We start from the raw sequence: 20,455 nt of genomic DNA, 5'->3' as shown, positions 1-20,455 counted from the left end.
AACCAACAGGTAACAGTGTCAAGAGTGACGTTACTCACCCACCCATGACCTAAGTCAGGCAGCGTTGTGCTGGGCCCCTTTCAGTTTCAAGCTCCTTGAGCTTGAAACGAACTACGTGAGCTTGATGAGCGCGGAAGAGAAGTAGTCCTCGATGGCAGCTGGGTCATCGAGCGGAAGGACCGCTCCCACGTACTGGTCCGGGCGAACGATGACGACGGCACCGTCGCGAGAAATGCCGCGGGTGTGGAAGATGTCCTTGTCTCCCGGCAGAGCATTGAAAACATTCTCCCAGTTCGGGATATTGAACTTGCCGTTGCGGGGGCGGAACAGGAGCGGAGCGTCCAGGATCTCGTACTCGTGATGGTTCGTCTGCTGGTAGATAGCCTTCACGTCGAAATAGGTGTTCTCATCGGCACCCTCGGGCGTGAACTTAGCCAGGATGGGGCCCACCTTGTCAGCCCACTCGCTGAGCTTTGAGGTCTCGCCGGCTTTGGGTGCATCAGCGAAGGCGTAGATGCGGTAGCGGCCGTCAGCGGTGTGCTGGTGGCCCAGGTGCTGGGGGTACGCGTCACAGCGGCGCAGAACCTCGTAGGACTTGAAACGCTTGCCCACCGGGAAGCCGACGGCCAGCTTCTGGTGCTCGGTGCTGCCGACGATGAGGTTTTCTTCGTACTGCGTCATCATGCCGGCGGCGAATTCCTCCGCGGAAACGTAGTACTTCTCGACTGCCTCGGGATCATCGAGCTCTTCGGTCGGGGTGGCCATGAGGGTGGACCACTCGCGGTCGAAGTTGATGAGGTTCTGGGCAGCTGGCTGGCGTTCACCGTGGTAGGTGGTCAGGAGCTCCTTCGGGGCGCGGCCGTCGAGAACATGGCCGAGCTTCCAGCCGATGTTGAAGCCATCCTGCATGGAGACGTTCATGCCCTGGCCGGCCTTGGCCGAGTGGGTGTGGCAGGCGTCGCCTGTAAGGAAGACGCGCGGATCCTCGTTGTTATCGTCGAACGCGTCGACAAGTCGGTGGCCCACCTCGTAGACCGAGTGCCAAGCGACCATCTTGACGTCGATGAAGTAGGGCGAATAAATCTCGTTAGCCTTCTCGATGATCTTCTCAATCGGGGTGGAGCGGACCTTGTGGTTGTCATCCTCGGGCACGACGCCAAGGTCGACGTAGATGCGGCAGAGGTAACCGCCCTCACGCGGGATGTGCAGGATTGAGCCGGCCTGGGAGTGAATGGCACACTTGGTGCGCCAGTCCGGGAAGTCAGTATCGACGACAACGTCCATGACGCCCCATGCGTGATTGGCCTGGTCACCCTTGAGCGAGCAGCCAATGGACTTACGGACACGGGACTTCGCGCCATCGCAGCCCACGACGTACTTAGCGCGTACGTCGCGCGGGTTGCCGTCGACATCCTCGAGGTGCACCGTCACGGGGTATTCGCCCTCCCCTACCTCAAGGGAGACGAAGTTCCAGCCGTAATCTGGGGTGATTCGGCCGGGTGCTCGGCGTGCGTAGCGGGCGAAGTAGTCCAACACGCGAGCCTGGTTCACAATGAGGTGGGGGAACTCGGAGATTCCGTGTTCGTCGTCAATCGGGCGTGCACCGCGAACAATCTTGGAGCGGTCCTGCGGATCGGGGTTCCAGAAGGACATCTCGGTGATTTCATAGGCCTCTTCCGTGATTTCCTTGGCAAAGCCGAAGGCCTGGAAGGTTTCTACGGAGCGGGACTGGATGCCGTCGGCCTGGCCCAACTCGAGGCGGTGAGGACGGCGCTCAATGATGCGCGTGTTGACGTCGGGGAACATTGCTAGCTGCGCGGCCGCGATCATGCCGGCCGGGCCGGAGCCCACAATGAGGACGTCCATTTCATCGGGAAGCTCAGAGGCGCGATCGATGCCATACCCGGCGGGCTCGTGCACGCGGGGATCTTCCGAAACGTAGCCGTTGTGGTGGAACTGCACTGTGGACTCCTTAGTCAGCGGGTTGTCGTGGTCGAGAACAAAAGCGAGTGATGGGGGTGGTAGCTACTCCCCCATCGCTCTGTGAGCTTTGCTCGTGGAGATGGTGACTCAGTTCAAGGCGTCTGGAGTATGTGAGCTGGGTCTTATTTTTAGAATCATATATGATGCGCGTCTTCTGCACAATGATCTGCGCACAGGACGTCGCCTAGCGCGGGCTGAAGATGAAGTGTCCCTGAGATTGCTCGGACTCGTGCTCTGCGCCGAGTGCGATTCCCTTGCGCTCGCGCAGGATGAAAGCGCAGATGAAGCCGACAATCGAGGCGGAGACGAGGTAGCCCGACACCGCGAAGGTGGTGCCGGTAGCCTCCACGAGCGACGCGGCGATCATGGGGGCGAAGGCGCCGCCCAACACCGAGCCAAGCGCATAAGTGATGGACACGCCGGTAGCGCGAATGGAGGCTGGGAAGAGCTCGGCGTACATCGCGGACTGTGCCCCATAGGTCAGGCCCAGGCCGACGGTCAGGAAAATGAGTGCGCCGTAGAGAAGCCCCAGGCTACCGGTGTTGACCAGCGGGAAAAGGGCGGCAGCGCCGATTCCCTGCAGGATGAATCCGATGAGGTAGGTGTTTCGGCGGCCGATATAGTCGGAGATGTATCCCGCGAACAAAGTCATCAATGCCCACGTGACTGCAGAGACGGTCACCGCATTGAGGACGTCACCGCGGTCGAGGGCAACGAGGCCGTCGGGATCCGTGGCGTAGCGCTGAATGTAGCCACCCGTAGTCATGTAGCCGACGGTGCCGTTACCTGCAAAAACGAGGGCCGCGACCAGGACCAGCGGGGTGAAATTCTTGAAGAGCTTGCCAATGGGGTTGGTGGCCTCTTCCTCCTCGCGCTCTGCAATCTCTTCGAAGACTGGGGACTCGTCGACGCCCATGCGGATGAGGTAGCCCACCAGGATGAGAACGAAGGAGAGCAGGAAAGGTACGCGCCAGCCCCAGCTCATGAAGGCGTCGCCAGGCGCGATGGTGTTCATGATGGAGAGCACGCCGGAAGAAAGCAGCAGACCGGCAGGAACGCCGATCTGGGGGCCTGCGCCGTAGAGGCCGCGCTTGTCATTCGGCGCGTGTTCCACAGCCATGAGCACGGCGGATCCCCACTCGCCACCTGCGGAGATGCCCTGGATGATGCGCAAGGTGATGAGGAGGATCGGCGCCCAGATTCCAGCGGTCTCGTAGGTGGGCAGAAGGCCGATGAGGGTGGTCGCACCTCCCATGGCGATGAGCGTGACCATGAGAACCACGCGGCGGCCAAGCCGGTCAGCAAAGTGCCCTGCTAAGAACGCGCCGACCGGGCGGAACAGGAAGGACAATCCCACGGTCAGGAAGGAAATGATGGTGGCTAGGCCACCCTCGAGCGGGCCGAACATGAGCTGGTTGAACACGAGTCCGGCCACTGCGGCATAGAGGAAGTAGTCGTACCACTCGATGGCGGTACCGATGGTAGTCGCGGCGACGACGCGGCGGCGTTCGGCCGTCGAAATTGCCGGCGTGACAGATGTGTGCGACATTCTGGTTCCTTTCGGCATGCGGTGTGCCATATATGGAAATGCGTGTGAGTTGAACCACTTGCGGTGGTGGTAGGGATAATATACGATCTGGGCAAGGATTTGTTCACAATTAAGGATTCTTCATGGCTGTACCTGAGTTCTTGCCGGTTAAACCGGGCAAAATGATCGCTGTCCATGTGGCTTTCGAGTCCCGCGCAGCTCAGCGCGGTCGCTGGCCCAAGACCCCGAGCTACTTCCTCAAGGCGACCAGCACGCTGGCTGAATCGGGCCGGGTTGTTGAACGCCCCGAGGGAACGGAGCTGCTGGCTTTCGAGGGAGAAATCGCGCTCATCATCGGAACCCCGGCCCGCAACGTATCGCTTGAGGATGCGTGGAAGCACGTCGCCTACGTGACGGCTTCGAACGACATTGGCCTGTATGACTACAAGGTGCAGGACAAGGGCTCCAACACCCGCTCCAAGTCCCGTGACGGGTACACCCCCATTGGGCCTGAGCTTATCGACGCCCAAGGGATCGACCCGAAGGGTCTGCGCCTGCGCACCTGGGTCAATGGCGAGGTTGTTCAGGAGGGAACCTCTTCTGATGAGGATCTCATCTTCCCGCTCGCCCAGTTTGTGGCCGACCTGTCCCAGCACATGACGCTGGAGACCGGTGACATCATCCTCACCGGCACCCCGGCGGGTTCCTCCGTTATCGAGCCGGGGGATGTCGTTGAGGTCGAGGTTGACGTGCCGGGTGGCGTGAGCTCCGGCAGGTTGAAGACCACCGTGAAGGAAGTCCCCGCTTCCTTCGATCCACAGCTGGGCAACCTGCCCTACGTGGACGATAAGCAGCGCGAGGACGCCTACGGTGACCGCGAATCCGCCGGCCTTCCCCCCAAGGATGAGGGCGGGCTCGACCCAGAGCTCAAGGCAGCGTTGGAGAAGGCACCGACCGCCGGCCTGTCCGCCCAGCTGCGACAGCGCGGAATCAACCAATCCGTGATCGAAGGCGTCTACCCGCAGGCCAAGGGAACCAAGATGGTGGGTGTTGCCCGCACGCTGCGCTTTGTGGCTGGCCGTGAGGATCTGTTTAAGTCTCATGGCGGTGGACTCAACGAGCAGAAGAAGGTCTTCGACACCGTCAAGGAAGGCGAGGTCATCGTTATTGAGGCCCGCCAGGAATCCGGCTCCGGAACACTGGGTGACATTCTGGCACTGCGCGCCAAGGTACGTGGTGCAGCCGGCGTTGTCACTGATGGTGGCGTGCGTGACTACGAGGCTGTGAAGGAGATCGGCCTGCCCGTCTTCACCCAGGGCGCTCACCCCTGCGTGCTCGGCCGCAAGCATGTCCCGTGGGATAGCGATATCGCTGTCTCCTGCGGCAACGCCACCGTCCTCCCGGGTGACATCATCGTTGGTGATGATGACGGCGTCGTGGTCATCCCCCGCGATATCGCAGCCGAAGTCGCCGAAGGTGCCCTGGCTAAGGAGCACGAGGACGAATGGGTCGCCTCCCAGGTGGAGGAAGGCGCCAGCTTGGATGGGCTCTTCCCGCCGACCGGAGCGAACAAGGAAGCCTACATCGCTTTCCGTGATGGAAAGGCAGGTGGTCAATGACGCAAACCGCAGCACCAGCCGGGGAAAGTAAATCCCAACAAGCCTATAACTGGATAAGTGAAAGGATTCGGACTCGCGACTATGAGCCCGGGTATCGCCTCGTGTTGGCAACAATCGCGGATGAACTGGGGATCAGCGTAGTTCCCGTCCGTGAGGCTATTCGGCAACTCGAAGCGGAAGGGATGGTCACCTACGAACGCAACGTCGGTGCCAGCGTGACCACCTACAATCGCGAGGCCTACTACGAATCCATGGACATCGTGGCCACCGTGGAAGCCAATGCCACGGCCCAATCCGCCCCGTATCTCAACGCGGAGGATATTGCCCGGGCGCGGGAGATCAACCAGCGCATGCGGGAGCTCGATATCCACCACGATCCAGAAGAATTTACCCAGCTCAACAAAGAATTTCATAGCGTTCTCTTCTCCAAGTGCCCGAACGAGAGGTTGAAGGACTTGGTGGTGGACCAATGGAAGCAATTGGAATACCACCGCGTCTCGACCTTCCGCTACGTGCCGGAGAGAGCCCAAGAGTCAACGCGCGAGCACGAGCAATTGGTCAGCCTCATTGAGGCTGGCGCGGAACCCGCCTACATAGAAAAAGTGGCCAGGCAACACCGACTGGCCACCCTCAACACCTATCGCAAGAAAAACGATTAAGGAGTTCACAGCACTCATGGCTATCAACAACGATGCTGCTAAGCCCACCGACCTTCCAGAGAAGATTCTTCACTACATCAACGGTGAGTTTGTCCCGTCGATTGACGGCGATGAATTCGAGGTCCTCGATCCGGTAACCAATAAGGCCTACATCAAGGCCGCTTCTGGTAAGCCGGAGGACATTGACAAGGCGGTTGCCGCCGCGAAGGACGCCTTCGAGAACGGCCCATGGTCTAAGGCGCTGCCGCGTGAGCGCGCCCGCGTCCTCAACAAGATCGCCGACATCGTCGAAAGCCGCGCAGACAAGCTCGCTGCTTGGGAATCCTTCGACTCCGGCTTGCCGATCACCCAGGCCAACGGTCAGGCCAAGCGTGCTGCGGAGAACTTCCGCTTCTTCGCTGACCTGATTGTCGCCCAGGCTGACGACGCCTACAAGGTACCGGGCCGCCAGATCAACTACGTCAACCGTAAGCCGATTGGCGTGGCGGGCCTGATTACCCCGTGGAACACCCCGTTCATGCTGGAGTCCTGGAAGCTCGCCCCGGCCATCGCCACCGGTAACTCCGTCGTCCTCAAGCCGGCCGAGTTCACTCCGCTTTCCGCACAGCTGTGGGCAGGCATCTTCGAGGAGGCCGGCCTCCCGAAGGGCGTCTTTAACCTGGTCAACGGCTTCGGCGAGGAAGGCTACGCCGGCGACCCGCTGGTTAAGCACCCGGACGTCCCGCTGATCTCCTTCACCGGTGAATCCCGCACCGGCCAGATCATCTTCGGCAACGCAGCCCCGCACCTCAAGGGCCTGTCGATGGAGCTGGGCGGCAAGTCCCCGGCCATCGTCTTCAGCGACGCCGACCTGGAGACAGCTATTGACGCCTGCATCTTCGGCGTCTTCTCCCTCAACGGTGAGCGTTGCACCGCCGGCTCCCGCATCCTGGTTCAGCGCGATATCTACGATGAGTTCGTGGAGCGCTACGCCGCCCAGGCTAAGCGCGTGAAGGTGGGCCTGCCCTCCGATCCGACCACCGAGGTCGGCGCCCTGGTGCACCCGGAGCACTACGAGAAGGTCACCTCCTACATCGAGATCGGCAAGCAGGAGGCCACCCTGGCCGCCGGCGGCGAGCGTCCGGAAGGCTTCCCGGAAGGCAACTTTGTCCAGCCGACCGTCTTCGTTGACGTCAAGCCGGACGCACGAATCTTCCAGGAAGAAATCTTCGGCCCCGTTGTTGCTATCACCCCGTTCGATACCGACGAAGAGGCACTCGAGCTGGCGAACAACACGAAGTATGGTCTTGCCGCCTATGTGTGGACCTCGGATCTGAAGCGTGCCCACAACTTTGCCCAGAACGTTGAGGCCGGCATGGTGTGGCTCAACTCCAACAATGTCCGCGACCTGCGCACCCCCTTCGGCGGCGTGAAGGCTTCCGGCCTGGGCCACGAGGGCGGCTACCGCTCGATCGACTTCTACACCGATCAGCAGGCCGTCCACATCAACCTGGATAAGGTGCACAACCCGGTCTTTGGCAAGCAGGACCAGTAACGTCTACACGCCCCCTCCACTCCCCCATTACTAATTCACACTAAGGAGCCATCATGGCTGACATTCAGGCCCCCGACATTCTGCGTTGCGCCTACATGGAGATCATCGTTACCGATCTCGCTGCATCCCGTAAGTTCTATGTTGACACCCTCGGTCTCGTCGTGACCGAGGAAAACGAGAACGAAATCTACCTGCGCACCTACGAGGAGTTCATCCACCACAACCTCGTGCTGCGTCAGGGCCCCGTCGCTGCCGTCGCTGCATTCTCCTTCCGCGTTCGTTCGCCGGAGGATCTGGACCTCGCCGAGGAGTTCTACAAGGCGCGTGGTTGCGAGGTTCGCCGTAACAAGGATGGCTTCGTCAAGGGCATCGGTGACTCCGTGCGTGTACAGGATCCGTTGGGATTCCCGTACGAGTTCTTTTACGAGGTTGAGCACCGTGAGCGTCTGGCCTGGGCATACGACGCCCACATCCCTGGTGCGCTCGTTCGCCTCGATCACTTCAACCAGATCACTCCGGACGTTACTGCCGCAGTGAAGTACATGGAAGAGCTCGGATTCCGCACCACCGAGGACATTCGCGATGAGGAAGGAACCGTTTACGCTGCATGGATGCGTCGTAAGCCGACGGTGCACGACACCGCCATGACCGGTGGCGATGGCCCGCGTATGCACCACATCGCCTTTGCTACCCATGAGAAGCACAACATCATCGCGATTTGTGACAAGCTGGGTGCGCTCCGCGAATCCGACCGCATTGAGCGCGGCCCGGGCCGCCACGGCGTCTCCAACGCCTACTACCTGTACCTGCGTGACCCGGATGGCCACCGCGTAGAGATCTACACCCAGGACTACTACACCGGCGACCCGGATAACCCGGTCGTGACCTGGGATGTCCACGATAACCAGCGCCGTGACTGGTGGGGAACCCCGGTTGTTCCGTCCTGGTACCGCGATGGCTCCACCGTCCTCGACCTGGATGGCAACCCGGTGCCGCTGGTCGCTCGCGAGGATGAGTCCGAGCTCGAGGCCACCATTGGTGCGGACGGCTTCTCCTACACCCGTAAGGAAGACTCGGAGGAGATGCCGGAGTGGAAGCAGGGCGAGTACAAGCTGGGTAACCAGCTCTAAAACGGCCTAAGCACTCAGGTTGATTAACGTGGTCCCGCGGCGTCGATAATGCGCACATAACGCGGGGCCGCGTTGTCGTTTCACGTGAAACCGCAACGTTTAACAACCATTACAACACCACAGTCACGTTCAATAACACAGTAAGGAGCGAAATACATGCTGGATGAGAAACAGCACATCGCTATCGCAGATGAATTGGCGCAAGCCGAAAAGGACCGGTCGATGGTCCCGCTGCTGACCGCCCGTTTCCCGGAGATGAGCATTGAGGACTCCTACGCGGTGCAGCGCGAGTGGGTGCGCCGCGGCATCGAAGACGGGCGCCGTCTCGTCGGTCGTAAGATTGGCCTGACCTCCAAGGTTATGCAGGAGGCCACGGGAATTACCGAACCGGACTACGGCGCAATCTTTGAAGACCAGGTTTATGAGAACGGCTCCACTATCGAGCACGCGCAGTTCTCCAACGTCCGCATCGAGGTTGAGCTGGCCTTCGTGCTCAAGGAGGAGCTAAAGGGGCCGAATTGCAGCATTTTCGACGTGCTGCGCGCTACTGAGTATGTCGTCCCTGCTCTAGAGATCCTCTCCTCCCGCATTGAGATGGAGGGACGCACCATTGTCGACACCATTTCGGATAACGCAGCCCTCGGCGCCATGATCTACGGCGGCAACCCGGTGGATCCCGCAGACGTCGACCTGCGCTGGGTGTCTGCATTGCTCTACCGCAACGAATCCATCGAAGATACGGGTGTGGCCGCGGCTGTGCTCAACCACCCGGCAATGGGCGTGGCTTGGCTTGCCAACAAGCTTCATGCGCACGGCGATAGCCTTGCCGCCGGCGACATCATCCTGGCCGGTTCCTTCACCAAGCCCATGTGGGTTGAACCGGGCGATACCGTCCATGCAGACTATGGAAAGTTGGGGTCCATCACATGCCGATTCCAGTAAAGCTGCCGCCCACTTTCGCGGACGTCCTAGAAAAGGCCGAGCAGCCGCTCGTTGGCGCCTGGATCTGTTCCGGCTCGGAGGCTGCAGCGGAGATCATCGCCTCGGCTGGCTTTAGCTGGACGCTGATCGACGGCGAACACTCGCCCTATGGCCTCGAAACCATCCTCTCTCTGCTGCGGGCTACCGACGCCTACGGCGTGACGCGCGTGGTCCGCGTGCCAGTAAACAACACGGCACTCATCAAACAGTACCTTGACCTGGGTGTACAAAACTTGATGGTGCCCATGATTGATACCGTCGAGGAAGCCGAGGCTGCCGTAGCAGCCATGCACTACCCTCCCCGCGGCGTGCGCGGCGTGGGCTCGGCGCTGGCCCGCTCCTCACGCTGGAACGGCGTGGAGAACTACCTCGCCAATGCCTCAGATACGGTGAGCCTCACGGTGCAGATTGAGTCTGCGACCGCGGTAGAGAACGTGGAAGAAATCGTGGCTCTTGACGGGGTGGACAACATCTTCGTCGGTCCCTCTGATCTGGCGGCCTCCATGGGGCTGCTGGGTCAGCAGACCCATCCGGATGTGATCGAGGCGGTTAATCACACATTTGAAGCCGTGCGCGCTTCCGGAAAGAAGGTAGGCGTCAACGCTTTCAACCTTGAACAGGCCCAGAAATACATAGCTTCCGGCGCATCATTTGCCCTGGTTGGGGCGGATGTTCAACTTCTTTCGGGTGCGGCACGCCAACTGGCAGACAAATTCCATTTGGGAGGGTAAAAAAGAACCATGAGTGAAAACAACAAGGTCAATATTGACGAGCTGCTGGCCAAGGTTCCGACTGGCTTGCTGATTAACGGTGAGTGGGTAGACGCCTCCGATGGATCCACTTTCGACGTGGAAAACCCGGCAACCGGTGAAGTTATCGCCACCCTTGCCTCCGCTACTTCTGAGGATGCGAAGAAGGCTTTGGACGCCGCCTGCGCCGTGCAGGATGAGTGGGCACGCACGTCCACCCGCGAGCGCTCCAACCTGCTGCGCCGTGCTTTTGACCTGGTGCAGGAGCGCAAGGACGAGTTCGCTGCGCTGATGACCCTGGAGATGGGCAAGCCGCTGGCAGAGTCCTACGGTGAGGTTACTTACGGCGCTGAGTACCTGCGTTGGTTCAGCGAGGAGGCCGTTCGTGACTACGGCCGTACCCTGCCGGCGCCGGAGGGCACCCTGCGCATGGTGACCCGTCGTAAGCCGGTGGGCCCGTGCTTGCTTATCACTCCGTGGAACTTCCCGCTGGCCATGGCTACCCGTAAGATTGCACCGGCCATCGCCGCTGGTTGCACCATGGTGGTGAAGCCGGCCAAGCTGACGCCGCTGACCACCCAGTACTTCGCACAGACCATGATTGATGCTGGCGTTCCGGCTGGCGTGGTCAACGTGGTCTCCGGTAAGTCTGCGTCTGCTATCTCCGAGCCGATCATGGCGGATTCTCGTCTGCGCAAGGTTTCCTTCACCGGCTCCACCCCGGTGGGCAAGACTCTGCTCAAGGCAGCTGCGGACAACGTCCTGCGCACCTCGATGGAGCTGGGCGGCAACGCTCCGTTCATCGTCTTTGAGGACGCCGACATTGACCAGGCCGTCGAGGGCGCAATGGGCGCCAAGATGCGCAACATCGGTGAGGCCTGCACCGCCGCCAACCGCTTCATCGTTCACGAGTCCATCGCTGATGAGTTCGCGGAGAAGTTCGCCAAGCGCATCGGTGAGCTCAAGGTGGGCAACGGCCTCGACGAGGGCGTTACCTGTGGTCCGCTCGTGGAGCAGAAGGCGCTGGATAACATCACCGCGCTTGTCGACGATGCCGTGGCCAAGGGCGCCAAGGCTATCGTCGGTGGCAAGCCGGGTGAGGGCAAGGGTTACTTCTACTCCCCCACTGTTCTGACGAACGTTCCTCGTGATGCCCGCGTGGCACAGGAGGAGATCTTCGGCCCGATTGCTCCGATCCTGACCTTCTCCGATGAGAAGGAAGCAATTGAGATTGCTAACGACACCGAGTACGGATTGGCCTCCTACGTGTTTACCGAGGATTCGGACCGCATGTGGCGCATCGGTGACGGCCTCGAGTTCGGCCTCATGGGCTTCAACGCCGGCGTCATCTCCAACGCCGCTGCCCCATTCGGTGGCGTGAAGCAGTCCGGCATGGGCCGCGAGGGCGGCGCTGAGGGCCTGGACGAGTACACCTCGCTGCAGTACATCGCTATGCGCGACCCGTACGCGAATGCATAAATAGTGCATTAAATTCGCTGATAATGATGCTGGCACCTCCTTTGTGAGAGGTGCCAGCATTGTCTTTTATGCCAAACTTGCCGGTGCTATTCGCTGGCCGCTGCTCGGTACGCACTCGGTGACTTGTGGTACTCCGCCTTGAAGATGCGTGACAGGTGCGAGGGATCGTGCAGGCCATAGCGGGCGCTGATGTGGCTGATCGATTCCTCGGAGTGCCGCGGGTCCACGAGTTCTCTGCGGATGTGCTCTAGGCGCCTCGTTCGGATGTAGCTGCCTACGGAGAGGCCCTGTTCGGAGAACTTGGCGTGGAGGTGGCGTACCGATACGAAGAGTGCTTGGGCGATGGTGCTCGGGCCTAGGTCCGGGTCGCCCAAGTGCTTCTCGATGTAGGCGGTGGCCTGGTTGAACAGGAGTGTGCCTGCAGAGGGTTCGTCGGCGACGTCGGAGGCCAAGACTGACACCAGCATGGTCAGCGCCGAGCGGACTAGGGCCGTGGCATGCGGGCCCTTCAATAGGTCCAGGTTCTTGGCAAGCTGTTCAAAGAGGGGCACGGCCACCGCGCCGAGGCCGTGTGAGCGTGAGATCGGATTCGCGGTGAGGCGTTGGATCTGCGCGGGTGAGATGTCGAGGAAGCTCTGTGGGAAGTGAACAATGAGGGTGTTTTGTTCCTCCGGATAGCGCAGGGTGTAGGGCCGCTGGGTGACGTATAGCGCTAGGTCCCCCGGGCGAAGCTCGCAGGTTCGCCCGTCCTGGCTCATGGTTGAGGAGCCTGTGATCTGCAAACTGAGCTTGCAAAAAGGGACCTCGTCGGTGGAAACCTTGTATCGGTTCACGGTGTGCGGGGAGGTGTGCATGTCGAAGAGGGATATGTCCCCCACCTTCGTGGAGCGCAGCGTGGCGTGAAAGGAAGAGGGGTCTTCGGCGTCCACGTCGAGTTGTCCAAAAGAATCGGATGACGCGGTGCGCCACGACGCGATATCGAAATGTTCAACGGCGGAGGAAGACATAACTGGAATCATATCGTGAGAACTGGCACATTTTTGGACAAATTGTGTGCACTCAGAGTCAAGCCTGTAGATGTGGTGCAGGTAACATCCTAAACAAAAGTAACTTTTGGGCTTTGCTCGCGGGGCCCTCGACTTCCCTGAAGGAGATCTCATGACTCAGTTCGCCACGTACGCTGATCTGCTCAACGCCATCACGGACGAGAATGGACGTGACATCCTCAACCCCGCCACCGGTGAGGTCGTTGGCCGCGCCCCAGAAAACACCGTAGAGGACCTCAACGCTGCAGTTGAGACCGCACGCGCGGCACAAAAGGACTTTGCCAAGCTGAGCGACGAAGAGCGTTGCGAGCTGCTCACCAAGGCTGCGGCTGCGGTGGAGGCCAATGCCGAAGCGCTGGTGGAGCTGCTCTCCCGTGAGCAGGGCAAGCCGCTCAACGGCCCGAACGCCCGCTTCGAGGTCGGTGCCTGCTCTGGTTGGCTGAATGCTACCGCCTCTTTCGAGCACCCCAACTACACCGCCGTCGATGATGACATCACCGCCACCGTCAACTACCGCCCGCTCGGCGTCGTCGGTGCTATCGGCCCGTGGAACTGGCCGATGATGATTACTATCTGGCAGATTGCGCCGGCGCTGCGTATGGGCAACGCGGTCGTCGTCAAGCCCTCTGAGTACACCCCGCTCTCCGTACTGGGCCTGCTTAAGGTCGTGAACTCCGTGCTGCCGGAGGGTGTTCTCCAGGTCGTCAGCGGTGCCGGTGAGGTTGGCGCGGCGCTGACCACCCACGAGGGCGTCGACAAGATCATGTTCACCGGGTCCACCGCCACCGGCAAGAAGATCGTGGAGGCCAGCGCCGACAACCTCACCCGCCTCACGCTGGAGCTCGGCGGCAATGACGCGGGCATTGTGCTGGATGATGCCGACCCGAAGGAGATCGCCGGCGACCTCTTCTGGGGCGCGTTCATCAACACCGGCCAGACCTGTGCGGCGATGAAGCGTGTGTACGTGCCGGAGTCGCTGTACGACGCCGTTTGCGAGGCCCTCGTCGAGGTGGCCAAGGCCTCCCCGATGGGCGTGGGCTTGGAAGAGGAGAACGTGCTCGGCCCGCTGCAGAACAAGCAGCAGTTCGACATCGTGGACAAGCTCGTCAACGCCGCCAAGGACTCCGGCGCCCGCGTGCTGCTGGGCGGTGACCCGGACTACGACGCGCCGGGCTACTTCTACCCCACCACCCTGGTGGCGGACATCGACCCGGATAACGCGCTGGTCGTCGAGGAGCAGTTCGGCCCGGCACTGCCGATTGTGAAGTACACAGACCTGGATTGGGCCATCGAGCAGGCCAACAAGCTTGACGTGGGCTTGGGCTCTTCCGTGTGGTCCTCCAACCGTGAGCGCGCTCTGGAAGTTGCCGCGCAGCTGGAGGCTGGCACCACGTGGATCAACAGCCACGGTGCCGTAGATCCGCGCGTGCCGTTCGGCGGCATCAAGTCCTCCGGCTACGGCGTGGAGTTTGGCACTGAGGGCCTCAAGGGCTTGGCCTACCCGCAGATTATCAACGGCTAAAACCGCCGTGGCGCTGCTATTCTTAGCGCCATGAGCACCGCCAAAGTCCCGGAGATCGAGTACGCAGCCTTCGACGCCATGAAGGAGGTTGCGTCCTCGCTGAAAGCTGCCTACCTCACTAGGGCCGCTGAAGCAGGCAACGACGTTGAATCGCAATGGTGGATTCGCCAGAACTGGCTGGTAGAGGACATGGTTGGCGAGGTTGATGCAACTGACATCGAAGCCATCCGATCCGCTGCGGCTCTCTTTGCGCAGCGGCTTGAAGCCCTCTCCTCCGAGCACAAAGCGGCATAGCCTATGCTTTCTGCCGCTGACTTCCCCGTTGATCCGCAGGTTATGGAGCAACGGCTAAAGACTCTGCAAGCCAGCTATTTCGGCCGATCGAATGCTCATGGTCCGGCTGTTCCAGAGGTCATTTATGTGGCGGGGCAGCCAGCGTCAGGCAAATCAACGGCCATTGAATCGGTAAAGAACGGTCACGCGGTCCTTGATTCCGATGAGATTCGGAAGCTGCACCCCGCCCTCGACGAGATTGTGGAGCGCGATCCCTTACGCATGGACGTACTCACCAATGGGCCGGTGCCCTATTGGATGTCCTCGCTGATTGAGTATGGCCGTCAGCACGGGCACTCCCTCATCATTGAGAACACGCTGTCCAACCCGGAGTTCATCGCGGGTGAGATAGCCAAGTTTCGGTCTGCGGGTTTCCGCGTGAAGGTCGTGGGCCTGGCGGTTGCTCAGGAGGTTTCTCGACTGGGTGTGGTCCAGCGCTACCTGGAGGCGCAGCGCGTGAGCCGCTACCCGCGCTGGACAAATGAAGTTTCCCACACGTCGGGCTTTCAGGCCATCGTCCCAGGGCTTCAAGCGATTGCCCCGCTTGTCGACGACCTCGAGATCCGCACCCGCGACGGCCGTACCTTGAGCGGCATCGAGGATATTGAAGCCGAGCGCGCAACCTGGTTCGACTCCCCCGCTGTTCGGGCCGACTGGCTGGCCCGTTTCGACAGCTGTGACTTGAGTGGGCTTGAAGCTGAGAAGCTCACGCAAAACCTCGTGGCTGATGCAGAGCTTATCCGCAAGCTTTAAGGCTGTGCCCGTGGAACTGCGCGCCCGGTAGGCGGTGAGAGCTTCGTGTCAAAGCGGCTGCTGGCGAGCTGGCGGTCTGCGAGGTCTAGCAGGCTGAGGATGTCGTCTGCGTGGAGTTTAGATTCAACGTGTGATCGACCGCCGATTATCGGGCACGCTGGACTTCAGTTCATCTGTGGTCGAGCGGCCCAGGCGTTGACATTGCATTGCTGCTCGGTGTGGTCGCCCGCAGCCCGAGCGAGTGTCTCGCTCCGGCTGCGATCGCTGTGATGCCGGTCCATGACTGGACATCGCACTGGCCTCTGCTGTCGTCGCTGACGGCGACGACGGTGCCGTCTTCGTGTAAGCCGACGGTGTGTAGGTAGCCGGCAAAGACCCCGGACACGTGTGTCCACCGGGCGACGTCGGTCTGCCCTCGCTGATTGTTGCCAGTTGCGAGGGCTGTGCCGTCGCGTCGAACTGCGATTGTGTGCCAGTCGCCGCATCCGATCTCAGTTGACCATGATCTCGCTGTAGATTGTCCTACGTGGGGGGCATGTGGTGGAGTAAAGATTTTCGACCTGACATCTGGCCGCAAGACAGGAAGGAGCCCGGGACCGGGAGTACGATGCCTAATGATCCTCTCAACCTCGACAAGGCCGGCGAGTGGGCTGGCGTGTGGTGGCTGCCGGAAGCCCCTAGCGAGAAGGTCCCGGGTGTCCTACGGTACGACCCGGAAGATGGTCTCTCTCTGTCGCTGATCGGCACCTTCGAGGATCGGATCTTGACGACGGACTCGTCTGGATGGACTGCTGTTCACGAAGGAACCCGCACCTGGGAAGTCATGCACGGTGTGGCCGAGCTCAGGGAGATCACACTGCTTGGCTGTGTTCCTAGGAGCACCAGAAGGACCATGGGTGCGCGAGTGGCGAGCCCTGATAAGCAGACCGTGACCGCGACGGTCGCCATCATCGGCGCGCATGTCAGCGGTGACGCGGATCCGGCGTTCGCTAGGGCAGAAGTCTCAGTCGAGGATCTGAGTCTCTGGGCGGCGTCTTCTGTGTTCGAAGGATCCCTCGGGGCTCCCGACGGCAAGATCGATGGGACCGGGCGTATCTCGGTGAAGCCGGTCGAGGCGCAATCGGTCGTGGTCGACGACACTGAGTATCGCCTTCAGCACACGCACACGCTTCCATTCTTCGACCAGCGCAAGGGAGGAAGCGTCGGACGTATGCGGGACACGGTGTCCATCTGCGTCGTGCCAGCCGAACCATTCTCTCTGAGTGTTGCTCTGCAGGAGGCGAGCCTGGTGCAGGACCTGATCTCCCTGGCGACGCATCGCGCGGCCGGAGTGATCTGGCTCCGACTGGAAGTTGCCGGGACCGAGTCGCACTTCCCTGATGGCCGCCCGCTGCCGCGCCGACGTGCCGATGTGCTCTACTCACCGGCCGCGCTTGGAAAACACGACGCGAAAGTCGTCGATCACCACCGAATGTTCTTCACCTGCGGCTCGATCCCATTTGAGGAGGTCATGCCCCGATGGTGCGAGGCCCATGGCCGCCTGGAGGCAGCGACAAACATGATCTTGGGCTTGCGCTACGCACCGGCCCGTTTTGTTGAGAACAATCTTCTGACGGCAGTCGATGCTGCCGAGGTGTTGCACCGCAACCTCCGCATCGACGAGAAACCGTTCCCCAACGCGGAGTTCAGGGCGATGCGAGAGGCGATGCTGGCGCAGGTTCCCGATGAGCACCGAAACAGGTTCAAGGGGGCGATCCGCAACGACCCGACCCTCCGTGATCGGCTCCATGCCCTCGCCGCGCGACCCGATCAGGAAGCGATCGCACAGCTCTTACCGGATGTCGACCATTGGGCGAAGTGGACGACGCGCGCCCGCAATGACCTCGCGCACGAGGGCAGAACGCCCAACCATTCCATCGAGGAGCTGATCGCCGTCGTCGAGGTGACGACCGCGGTCGTAATCCTCAACGTCTTGCACGAGCTCGGGTTGCCGGCGGAGCGGCAGCGAGAGATCGTGCGGGAGCACCCGCAACTGAGGGCTACGTTCCGTACCGCTGCCGAATGGCTGGTTCCCTCACCAAACCCTTAGGTGCACTGCGATAGCCGCTACTTCGGAACCTCCGTGACGCTGCTGCCCGGTCGTTTAGTGCGAGACGCGTGTAAGCCTGCTCTATCGCTCGTTCGTTGAGTGCGTCATGGCGGGCGGGCGAGACGACCGGCTGTAAGTGGTGGCAGCGCGTCAGTGCCGCCTGGTGCGGCGGTGAGACGGGAGAATGTCGTCGGCCCTTAAGAACGCGGTGGAGTTCCGCTTCAATGTCAAAGCTCCATGTCGACGTGCTGCCGGGCCCGTTTCCCCCGGAAGCATGTCTGAGACCGTCATGACGCCTGAGACGCTTGCCCTACGCGGGATTCTCGTTGCGCGTCTTGACTAGTTCCAGGTGCTCATCGATCGGTACGGCGCGACCAACCCGAAGTTGTTCGGGTCCGTCGCGCGCGGCACCGCGTCTGCAGGATCGGACATCGACATCCTCGTCGGGATGGACCCTGCGGAGGGACGTCTCCTGATGCGTGCGTCTGGTCTGCTCGAGGAGAGTCGCGCTCTGTTCGGGCGCGATGGCATCGACGTGTTTCCTGCCCAGTTGCTCAGGCACCCGGTATCCGCTTCGACGCTCGCCGAGGCGGTGCCGCTGTGAGTCGCAGTCCGGCGAAGCCGTGAACCATCTTCCCGATGAGATCACCGGCGCGCACCCTGAGATCGTCTGGCCTCAGATTCGGGATTTCCGCAACATCCTGGTGCACCAGTATTTCGGCGTCGACATCGACGTGGTCCGCGATATCGTCGATACTCATCTGCCTCCTCTTGCCTAGGCGCTGCGGTGCCACATCTCTGCTAACTGACGGCGCGGCTCCAAAGGTTATTCGGCTACGGAACGTGGTCGAGTTTAAGTTCAATGTTAGCTAAGGGCCTTATTAAAAGCGTTTGGCAACACGCGCTCCTATTTACCTTCGTATCTCGCGAGACGCTGACGTGGATGGCCTCACCATCGACCGGCAGCGTCAGGACTGTGAAGCCATTGCAAAGCAGCGTGGCTTGGACGTTGGACATAGGACATAACTACGTCGATCAGTCCATTTCCGCGTCAAAGAAGAATGTGGCTCGCCCCGACTACGACGCCATGGTGGCATCCTTTGAACGCGGCGAAATCGACGCGATCATCTGCTGGGACCTCGAACTACCCGCCCCACGTCGGTGGGTAGTCCGATCAGTCGGACAAAACTACTCCCGCACCACAGCGTAATAAGGGGTGCACCTTAAAAACATCCGGAGGTGGGGGTAACTCCCCCTCGTTGCCCAGAGACAAAATACGCCAGTGGCGTCTGTACGACGAGCCGAAGGTAGGACAAATTCCAATCCAGAGAGGTCTTGCACTGTTGCGGTGCGGTTGTCTTCTTTCTCACCGTATTGGACCCTGCGAAATTAATTGGATACGATAGGCCCATGTTGATTTCAGGTTCCGTTTTCATGCGGCCGCTCACCAGCCGCTAAGGCGGTTTTCTCCCTCCCGCAGGTTAGAAACCGCTCCGGTCCTTTAGCCGGGCGGCTATTTGTCATGCCCGGCTCCGTTTCAACTCCAAGGAGCACACCTGATGTCTGCATACGGATACGGCCGTCACGAGCATGGCCAAAATTTTCTCACAGACCACAAGATCATCAACTCCATCGTCGATCTTGTGAAACAAACCTCCGGCCCCATCATTGAGATCGGGCCAGGAAGCGGTGCCCTCACTCACCCGATGGCCCACTTGGGGAGGGCGATAACGGCAGTTGAGGTAGACGCAAAACTAGCTGCCAAACTCACAAAAAAGACCGCCTCGGCGGCGGTCGAAGTGGTCCATGATGATTTCCTTAACTTCCGGTTACCCGCCACTCCCTGCGTCATTGTGGGAAACATTCCCTTTCACCTCACCACTGCCATTCTTCGAAAGTTGTTGCATGCGCCGGCATGGACTGACGCTGTACTCCTCATGCAGTGGGAAGTCGCTCGCCGCCGGGCCGGGGTAGGTGCAAGCACGATGATGACGGCTCAGTGGTCCCCATGGTTCACGTTTCACCTTGGTTCCCGAGTACCAAGGTCTGCTTTCCGGCCACAGCCAAACGTTGACGGGGGGATCTTAGTGATCCGCCGGGTGGGTGACCCGAAGATTCCGATAGAGCAGCGCAAAGCCTTTCAGGCGATGGTGCACACCGTTTTCACTGCCCGGGGACGCGGGATAGGGGAAATTCTCCGAAGGGCAGGGTTGTTTTCATCACGTTCAGAGACACAATCATGGTTGCGCTCGCGAGGAATCGACCCCGCGACCCTACCTCCCAGATTGCACACCAGCGACTGGATCGATCTCTTCCAGGTGACTGGTTCCTCTCTACCTCACCATCGGCCCATTTCACCATCGGGAAGTAGTCAACGACCTCCTCAACGGAAAAATCGAGGCCGGCGGCGGTAATCCCCCCACCACCAAAACCGAAATCCACCAGTAGTAGTGAACGACCCATGTTCGTCTACCGTGAGCCGCGTTATGGCAGTGACGTGTTCTCGTCGGGCACAGTCATAGTTCCCGGCGTTGCCAGCGACAGGGTTCTACACCCAGCAGCGGGACCGATCAAAATCACCCGCACGGGGAACGACCCTGCTGGTGGTTTCGATTTTGATGAAAGCGAGGAGACATAGCCCCTCGCCAACTCCCCGTAGCTGGCGAACAGTAGCTCCTGGCGCTGGCGCTCGTTGGTGAGTTTGCGTGCCACATCGAAAGCCTTATCGACTTCCCGGTCCAAGTTGTTGTGAGCCTTGAGCAGAATTGGGTCCATCGATAACGGGTTGTAGTGCTCCGCGAGTGACCGCTGGGGGTGCCGCTCGCGTGCCCGCAGCACCAACTGTCCAGCGTCGATGATTCGCTGCTGCGCCTTCTCATCTAGTTCACACAGAGCTGGTCCGCAGTTGTAGCTCCCGATGTACTCCGAAAAACGGAAAAAATAAATAGTGGGGATACATCAACCTTCCACTTTCCATTCTTCCGGCTCAGAGTATTGAGGGGTCTGGGACCGGGTCCGTAAACCGGCTCTTCCGGTTTCGGGGTGCGTAG

The 20,455-nt window shown here is 60.6% G+C and carries 20 protein-coding genes; 15 read left to right on the top strand and 5 right to left on the bottom strand.

The window, feature by feature from the left end:
* Nucleotides 1-111 precede the first annotated feature (111 nt).
* Nucleotides 112-1,962 carry an FAD-binding monooxygenase gene (locus tag HMPREF2993_RS03330; RefSeq protein WP_070700984.1) on the bottom strand — a complete coding sequence of 617 codons (1,851 nt, stop codon included), beginning with the start codon at nt 1,960-1,962 and terminating at the stop codon, nt 112-114.
* Nucleotides 1,963-2,167: 205 nt separating this feature from the next.
* Nucleotides 2,168-3,532 carry an MFS transporter gene (locus tag HMPREF2993_RS03325; RefSeq protein WP_070700982.1) on the bottom strand — a complete coding sequence of 455 codons (1,365 nt, stop codon included), beginning with the start codon at nt 3,530-3,532 and terminating at the stop codon, nt 2,168-2,170.
* A 122-nt stretch (nt 3,533-3,654) separates the two neighbouring features.
* Here HMPREF2993_RS03325 and HMPREF2993_RS03320 point away from each other — a divergent pair, with 122 nt between their 5' ends.
* From HMPREF2993_RS03320 to HMPREF2993_RS03290, 7 genes are all read left to right on the top strand, one after another.
* A complete protein-coding gene (locus tag HMPREF2993_RS03320; RefSeq protein WP_070700980.1) occupies nt 3,655-5,130 on the top strand; it encodes a fumarylacetoacetate hydrolase family protein in 1,476 nt (491 codons plus the stop codon).
* Entirely contained in the window at nt 5,127-5,789 is a 663-nt protein-coding gene (locus tag HMPREF2993_RS03315; protein ID WP_046648738.1) for a GntR family transcriptional regulator, read from the top strand. The genes HMPREF2993_RS03320 and HMPREF2993_RS03315 overlap by 4 nt, the downstream gene beginning before the upstream one ends.
* Before the next feature lie 16 nt (nt 5,790-5,805).
* Nucleotides 5,806-7,323 (top strand): 5-carboxymethyl-2-hydroxymuconate semialdehyde dehydrogenase, encoded by a 1,518-nt coding sequence (gene hpaE / locus HMPREF2993_RS03310; RefSeq protein WP_070547163.1) that lies wholly within the window; start codon nt 5,806-5,808, stop codon nt 7,321-7,323.
* Between the two features lie 53 nt (nt 7,324-7,376).
* On the top strand, nt 7,377-8,453 hold the full coding sequence (hpaD, locus tag HMPREF2993_RS03305; protein WP_070517631.1) for a 3,4-dihydroxyphenylacetate 2,3-dioxygenase: 1,077 nt from the start codon (nt 7,377-7,379) through the stop codon (nt 8,451-8,453).
* Between the two features lie 156 nt (nt 8,454-8,609).
* Nucleotides 8,610-9,395, top strand: coding sequence for a 2-oxo-hept-4-ene-1,7-dioate hydratase (hpaH, locus tag HMPREF2993_RS03300; protein ID WP_046648741.1), 786 nt, complete (start codon nt 8,610-8,612; stop codon nt 9,393-9,395).
* Nucleotides 9,380-10,165 carry an HpcH/HpaI aldolase family protein gene (locus HMPREF2993_RS03295; RefSeq protein ID WP_070512979.1) on the top strand — a complete coding sequence of 262 codons (786 nt, stop codon included), beginning with the start codon at nt 9,380-9,382 and terminating at the stop codon, nt 10,163-10,165. The genes hpaH and HMPREF2993_RS03295 overlap by 16 nt, the downstream gene beginning before the upstream one ends.
* A 9-nt stretch (nt 10,166-10,174) precedes the next feature.
* Complete coding sequence (locus tag HMPREF2993_RS03290; RefSeq protein ID WP_070512982.1) at nt 10,175-11,662, top strand: NAD-dependent succinate-semialdehyde dehydrogenase; 1,488 nt, start codon at nt 10,175-10,177, stop codon at nt 11,660-11,662.
* An 86-nt stretch (nt 11,663-11,748) separates the two neighbouring features.
* Here HMPREF2993_RS03290 and HMPREF2993_RS03285 read toward each other — a convergent pair whose 3' ends face one another.
* On the bottom strand, nt 11,749-12,669 hold the full coding sequence (locus HMPREF2993_RS03285; RefSeq protein WP_070512985.1) for an AraC-like ligand-binding domain-containing protein: 921 nt from the start codon (nt 12,667-12,669) through the stop codon (nt 11,749-11,751).
* Nucleotides 12,670-12,820: 151 nt separating this feature from the next.
* Here HMPREF2993_RS03285 and HMPREF2993_RS03280 point away from each other — a divergent pair, with 151 nt between their 5' ends.
* From HMPREF2993_RS03280 to HMPREF2993_RS03270, 3 genes are read left to right on the top strand one after another with little or no spacing between them, the layout of a single operon-like run.
* Complete coding sequence (locus HMPREF2993_RS03280) at nt 12,821-14,230, top strand: aldehyde dehydrogenase family protein (RefSeq protein WP_070700978.1); 1,410 nt, start codon at nt 12,821-12,823, stop codon at nt 14,228-14,230.
* A 30-nt stretch (nt 14,231-14,260) separates the two neighbouring features.
* Nucleotides 14,261-14,524, top strand: a complete 264-nt coding sequence (locus HMPREF2993_RS03275) for a hypothetical protein (protein WP_070444618.1) — start codon at nt 14,261-14,263, stop codon at nt 14,522-14,524.
* A 3-nt stretch (nt 14,525-14,527) separates the two neighbouring features.
* Entirely contained in the window at nt 14,528-15,316 is a 789-nt protein-coding gene (locus HMPREF2993_RS03270) for a zeta toxin family protein (RefSeq protein ID WP_070700976.1), read from the top strand.
* A gap of 169 nt (nt 15,317-15,485) precedes the next feature.
* Here the strand turns inward: HMPREF2993_RS03270 and HMPREF2993_RS12995 are convergent, their stop codons facing one another.
* Entirely contained in the window at nt 15,486-15,893 is a 408-nt protein-coding gene (locus tag HMPREF2993_RS12995) for an RCC1 domain-containing protein (protein WP_232745421.1), read from the bottom strand.
* Nucleotides 15,894-15,923: 30 nt separating this feature from the next.
* On the opposite strand from HMPREF2993_RS12995, the gene HMPREF2993_RS03265 reads away from it, so the two are divergent.
* From HMPREF2993_RS03265 to erm, 5 genes are all read left to right on the top strand, one after another.
* Entirely contained in the window at nt 15,924-17,405 is a 1,482-nt protein-coding gene (locus HMPREF2993_RS03265; protein ID WP_070512995.1) for an ApeA N-terminal domain 1-containing protein, read from the top strand.
* Between the two features lie 349 nt (nt 17,406-17,754).
* A complete protein-coding gene (locus tag HMPREF2993_RS13810) occupies nt 17,755-18,009 on the top strand; it encodes a nucleotidyltransferase family protein (protein ID WP_232745419.1) in 255 nt (84 codons plus the stop codon).
* On the top strand, nt 17,930-18,184 hold the full coding sequence (locus HMPREF2993_RS13950) for a HepT-like ribonuclease domain-containing protein (RefSeq protein WP_081636726.1): 255 nt from the start codon (nt 17,930-17,932) through the stop codon (nt 18,182-18,184). Before HMPREF2993_RS13810 ends, HMPREF2993_RS13950 begins: the two co-directional genes overlap by 80 nt.
* Before the next feature lie 197 nt (nt 18,185-18,381).
* Entirely contained in the window at nt 18,382-18,615 is a 234-nt protein-coding gene (locus tag HMPREF2993_RS03250; protein WP_224784272.1) for a recombinase family protein, read from the top strand.
* Nucleotides 18,616-18,964: 349 nt separating this feature from the next.
* Nucleotides 18,965-19,819, top strand: a complete 855-nt coding sequence (gene erm / locus HMPREF2993_RS03245; RefSeq protein ID WP_070517629.1) for a 23S ribosomal RNA methyltransferase Erm — start codon at nt 18,965-18,967, stop codon at nt 19,817-19,819.
* A gap of 70 nt (nt 19,820-19,889) precedes the next feature.
* Here the strand turns inward: erm and HMPREF2993_RS14010 are convergent, their stop codons facing one another.
* Nucleotides 19,890-20,243, bottom strand: a complete 354-nt coding sequence (locus HMPREF2993_RS14010) for a type IIL restriction-modification enzyme MmeI (protein ID WP_016423158.1) — start codon at nt 20,241-20,243, stop codon at nt 19,890-19,892.
* Nucleotides 20,244-20,455: the final 212 nt, after the last annotated feature.

It is taken from the genome of Corynebacterium sp. HMSC068G04 (assembly GCF_001814885.1).
Taxonomy (GTDB): domain Bacteria; phylum Actinomycetota; class Actinomycetes; order Mycobacteriales; family Mycobacteriaceae; genus Corynebacterium; species Corynebacterium hiratae.
This window is presented reverse-complemented; position numbering and strand designations above follow the sequence as displayed.

Excerpts from the sequence above, each read along its gene's own strand:
- HMPREF2993_RS03325 (WP_070700982.1), bottom strand. The coding sequence starts at position 3,532 with ATGTCGCACACATCTGTCACGCCGGCAATTTCGACGGCCGAACGCCGC.
- HMPREF2993_RS03320 (WP_070700980.1), top strand. The coding sequence starts at position 3,655 with ATGGCTGTACCTGAGTTCTTGCCGGTTAAACCGGGCAAAATGATCGCT.
- HMPREF2993_RS03315 (WP_046648738.1), top strand. The coding sequence starts at position 5,127 with ATGACGCAAACCGCAGCACCAGCCGGGGAAAGTAAATCCCAACAAGCC.
- hpaE (WP_070547163.1), top strand. The coding sequence starts at position 5,806 with ATGGCTATCAACAACGATGCTGCTAAGCCCACCGACCTTCCAGAGAAG.
- hpaD (WP_070517631.1), top strand. The coding sequence starts at position 7,377 with ATGGCTGACATTCAGGCCCCCGACATTCTGCGTTGCGCCTACATGGAG.
- hpaH (WP_046648741.1), top strand. The coding sequence starts at position 8,610 with ATGCTGGATGAGAAACAGCACATCGCTATCGCAGATGAATTGGCGCAA.
- HMPREF2993_RS03295 (WP_070512979.1), top strand. The coding sequence starts at position 9,380 with ATGCCGATTCCAGTAAAGCTGCCGCCCACTTTCGCGGACGTCCTAGAA.
- HMPREF2993_RS03290 (WP_070512982.1), top strand. The coding sequence starts at position 10,175 with ATGAGTGAAAACAACAAGGTCAATATTGACGAGCTGCTGGCCAAGGTT.
- HMPREF2993_RS03285 (WP_070512985.1), bottom strand. The coding sequence starts at position 12,669 with ATGTCTTCCTCCGCCGTTGAACATTTCGATATCGCGTCGTGGCGCACC.
- HMPREF2993_RS03280 (WP_070700978.1), top strand. The coding sequence starts at position 12,821 with ATGACTCAGTTCGCCACGTACGCTGATCTGCTCAACGCCATCACGGAC.
- HMPREF2993_RS03275 (WP_070444618.1), top strand. The coding sequence starts at position 14,261 with ATGAGCACCGCCAAAGTCCCGGAGATCGAGTACGCAGCCTTCGACGCC.
- HMPREF2993_RS03270 (WP_070700976.1), top strand. The coding sequence starts at position 14,528 with ATGCTTTCTGCCGCTGACTTCCCCGTTGATCCGCAGGTTATGGAGCAA.
- HMPREF2993_RS03265 (WP_070512995.1), top strand. The coding sequence starts at position 15,924 with ATGCCTAATGATCCTCTCAACCTCGACAAGGCCGGCGAGTGGGCTGGC.
- HMPREF2993_RS13950 (WP_081636726.1), top strand. The coding sequence starts at position 17,930 with ATGGCATCGACGTGTTTCCTGCCCAGTTGCTCAGGCACCCGGTATCCG.
- erm (WP_070517629.1), top strand. The coding sequence starts at position 18,965 with ATGTCTGCATACGGATACGGCCGTCACGAGCATGGCCAAAATTTTCTC.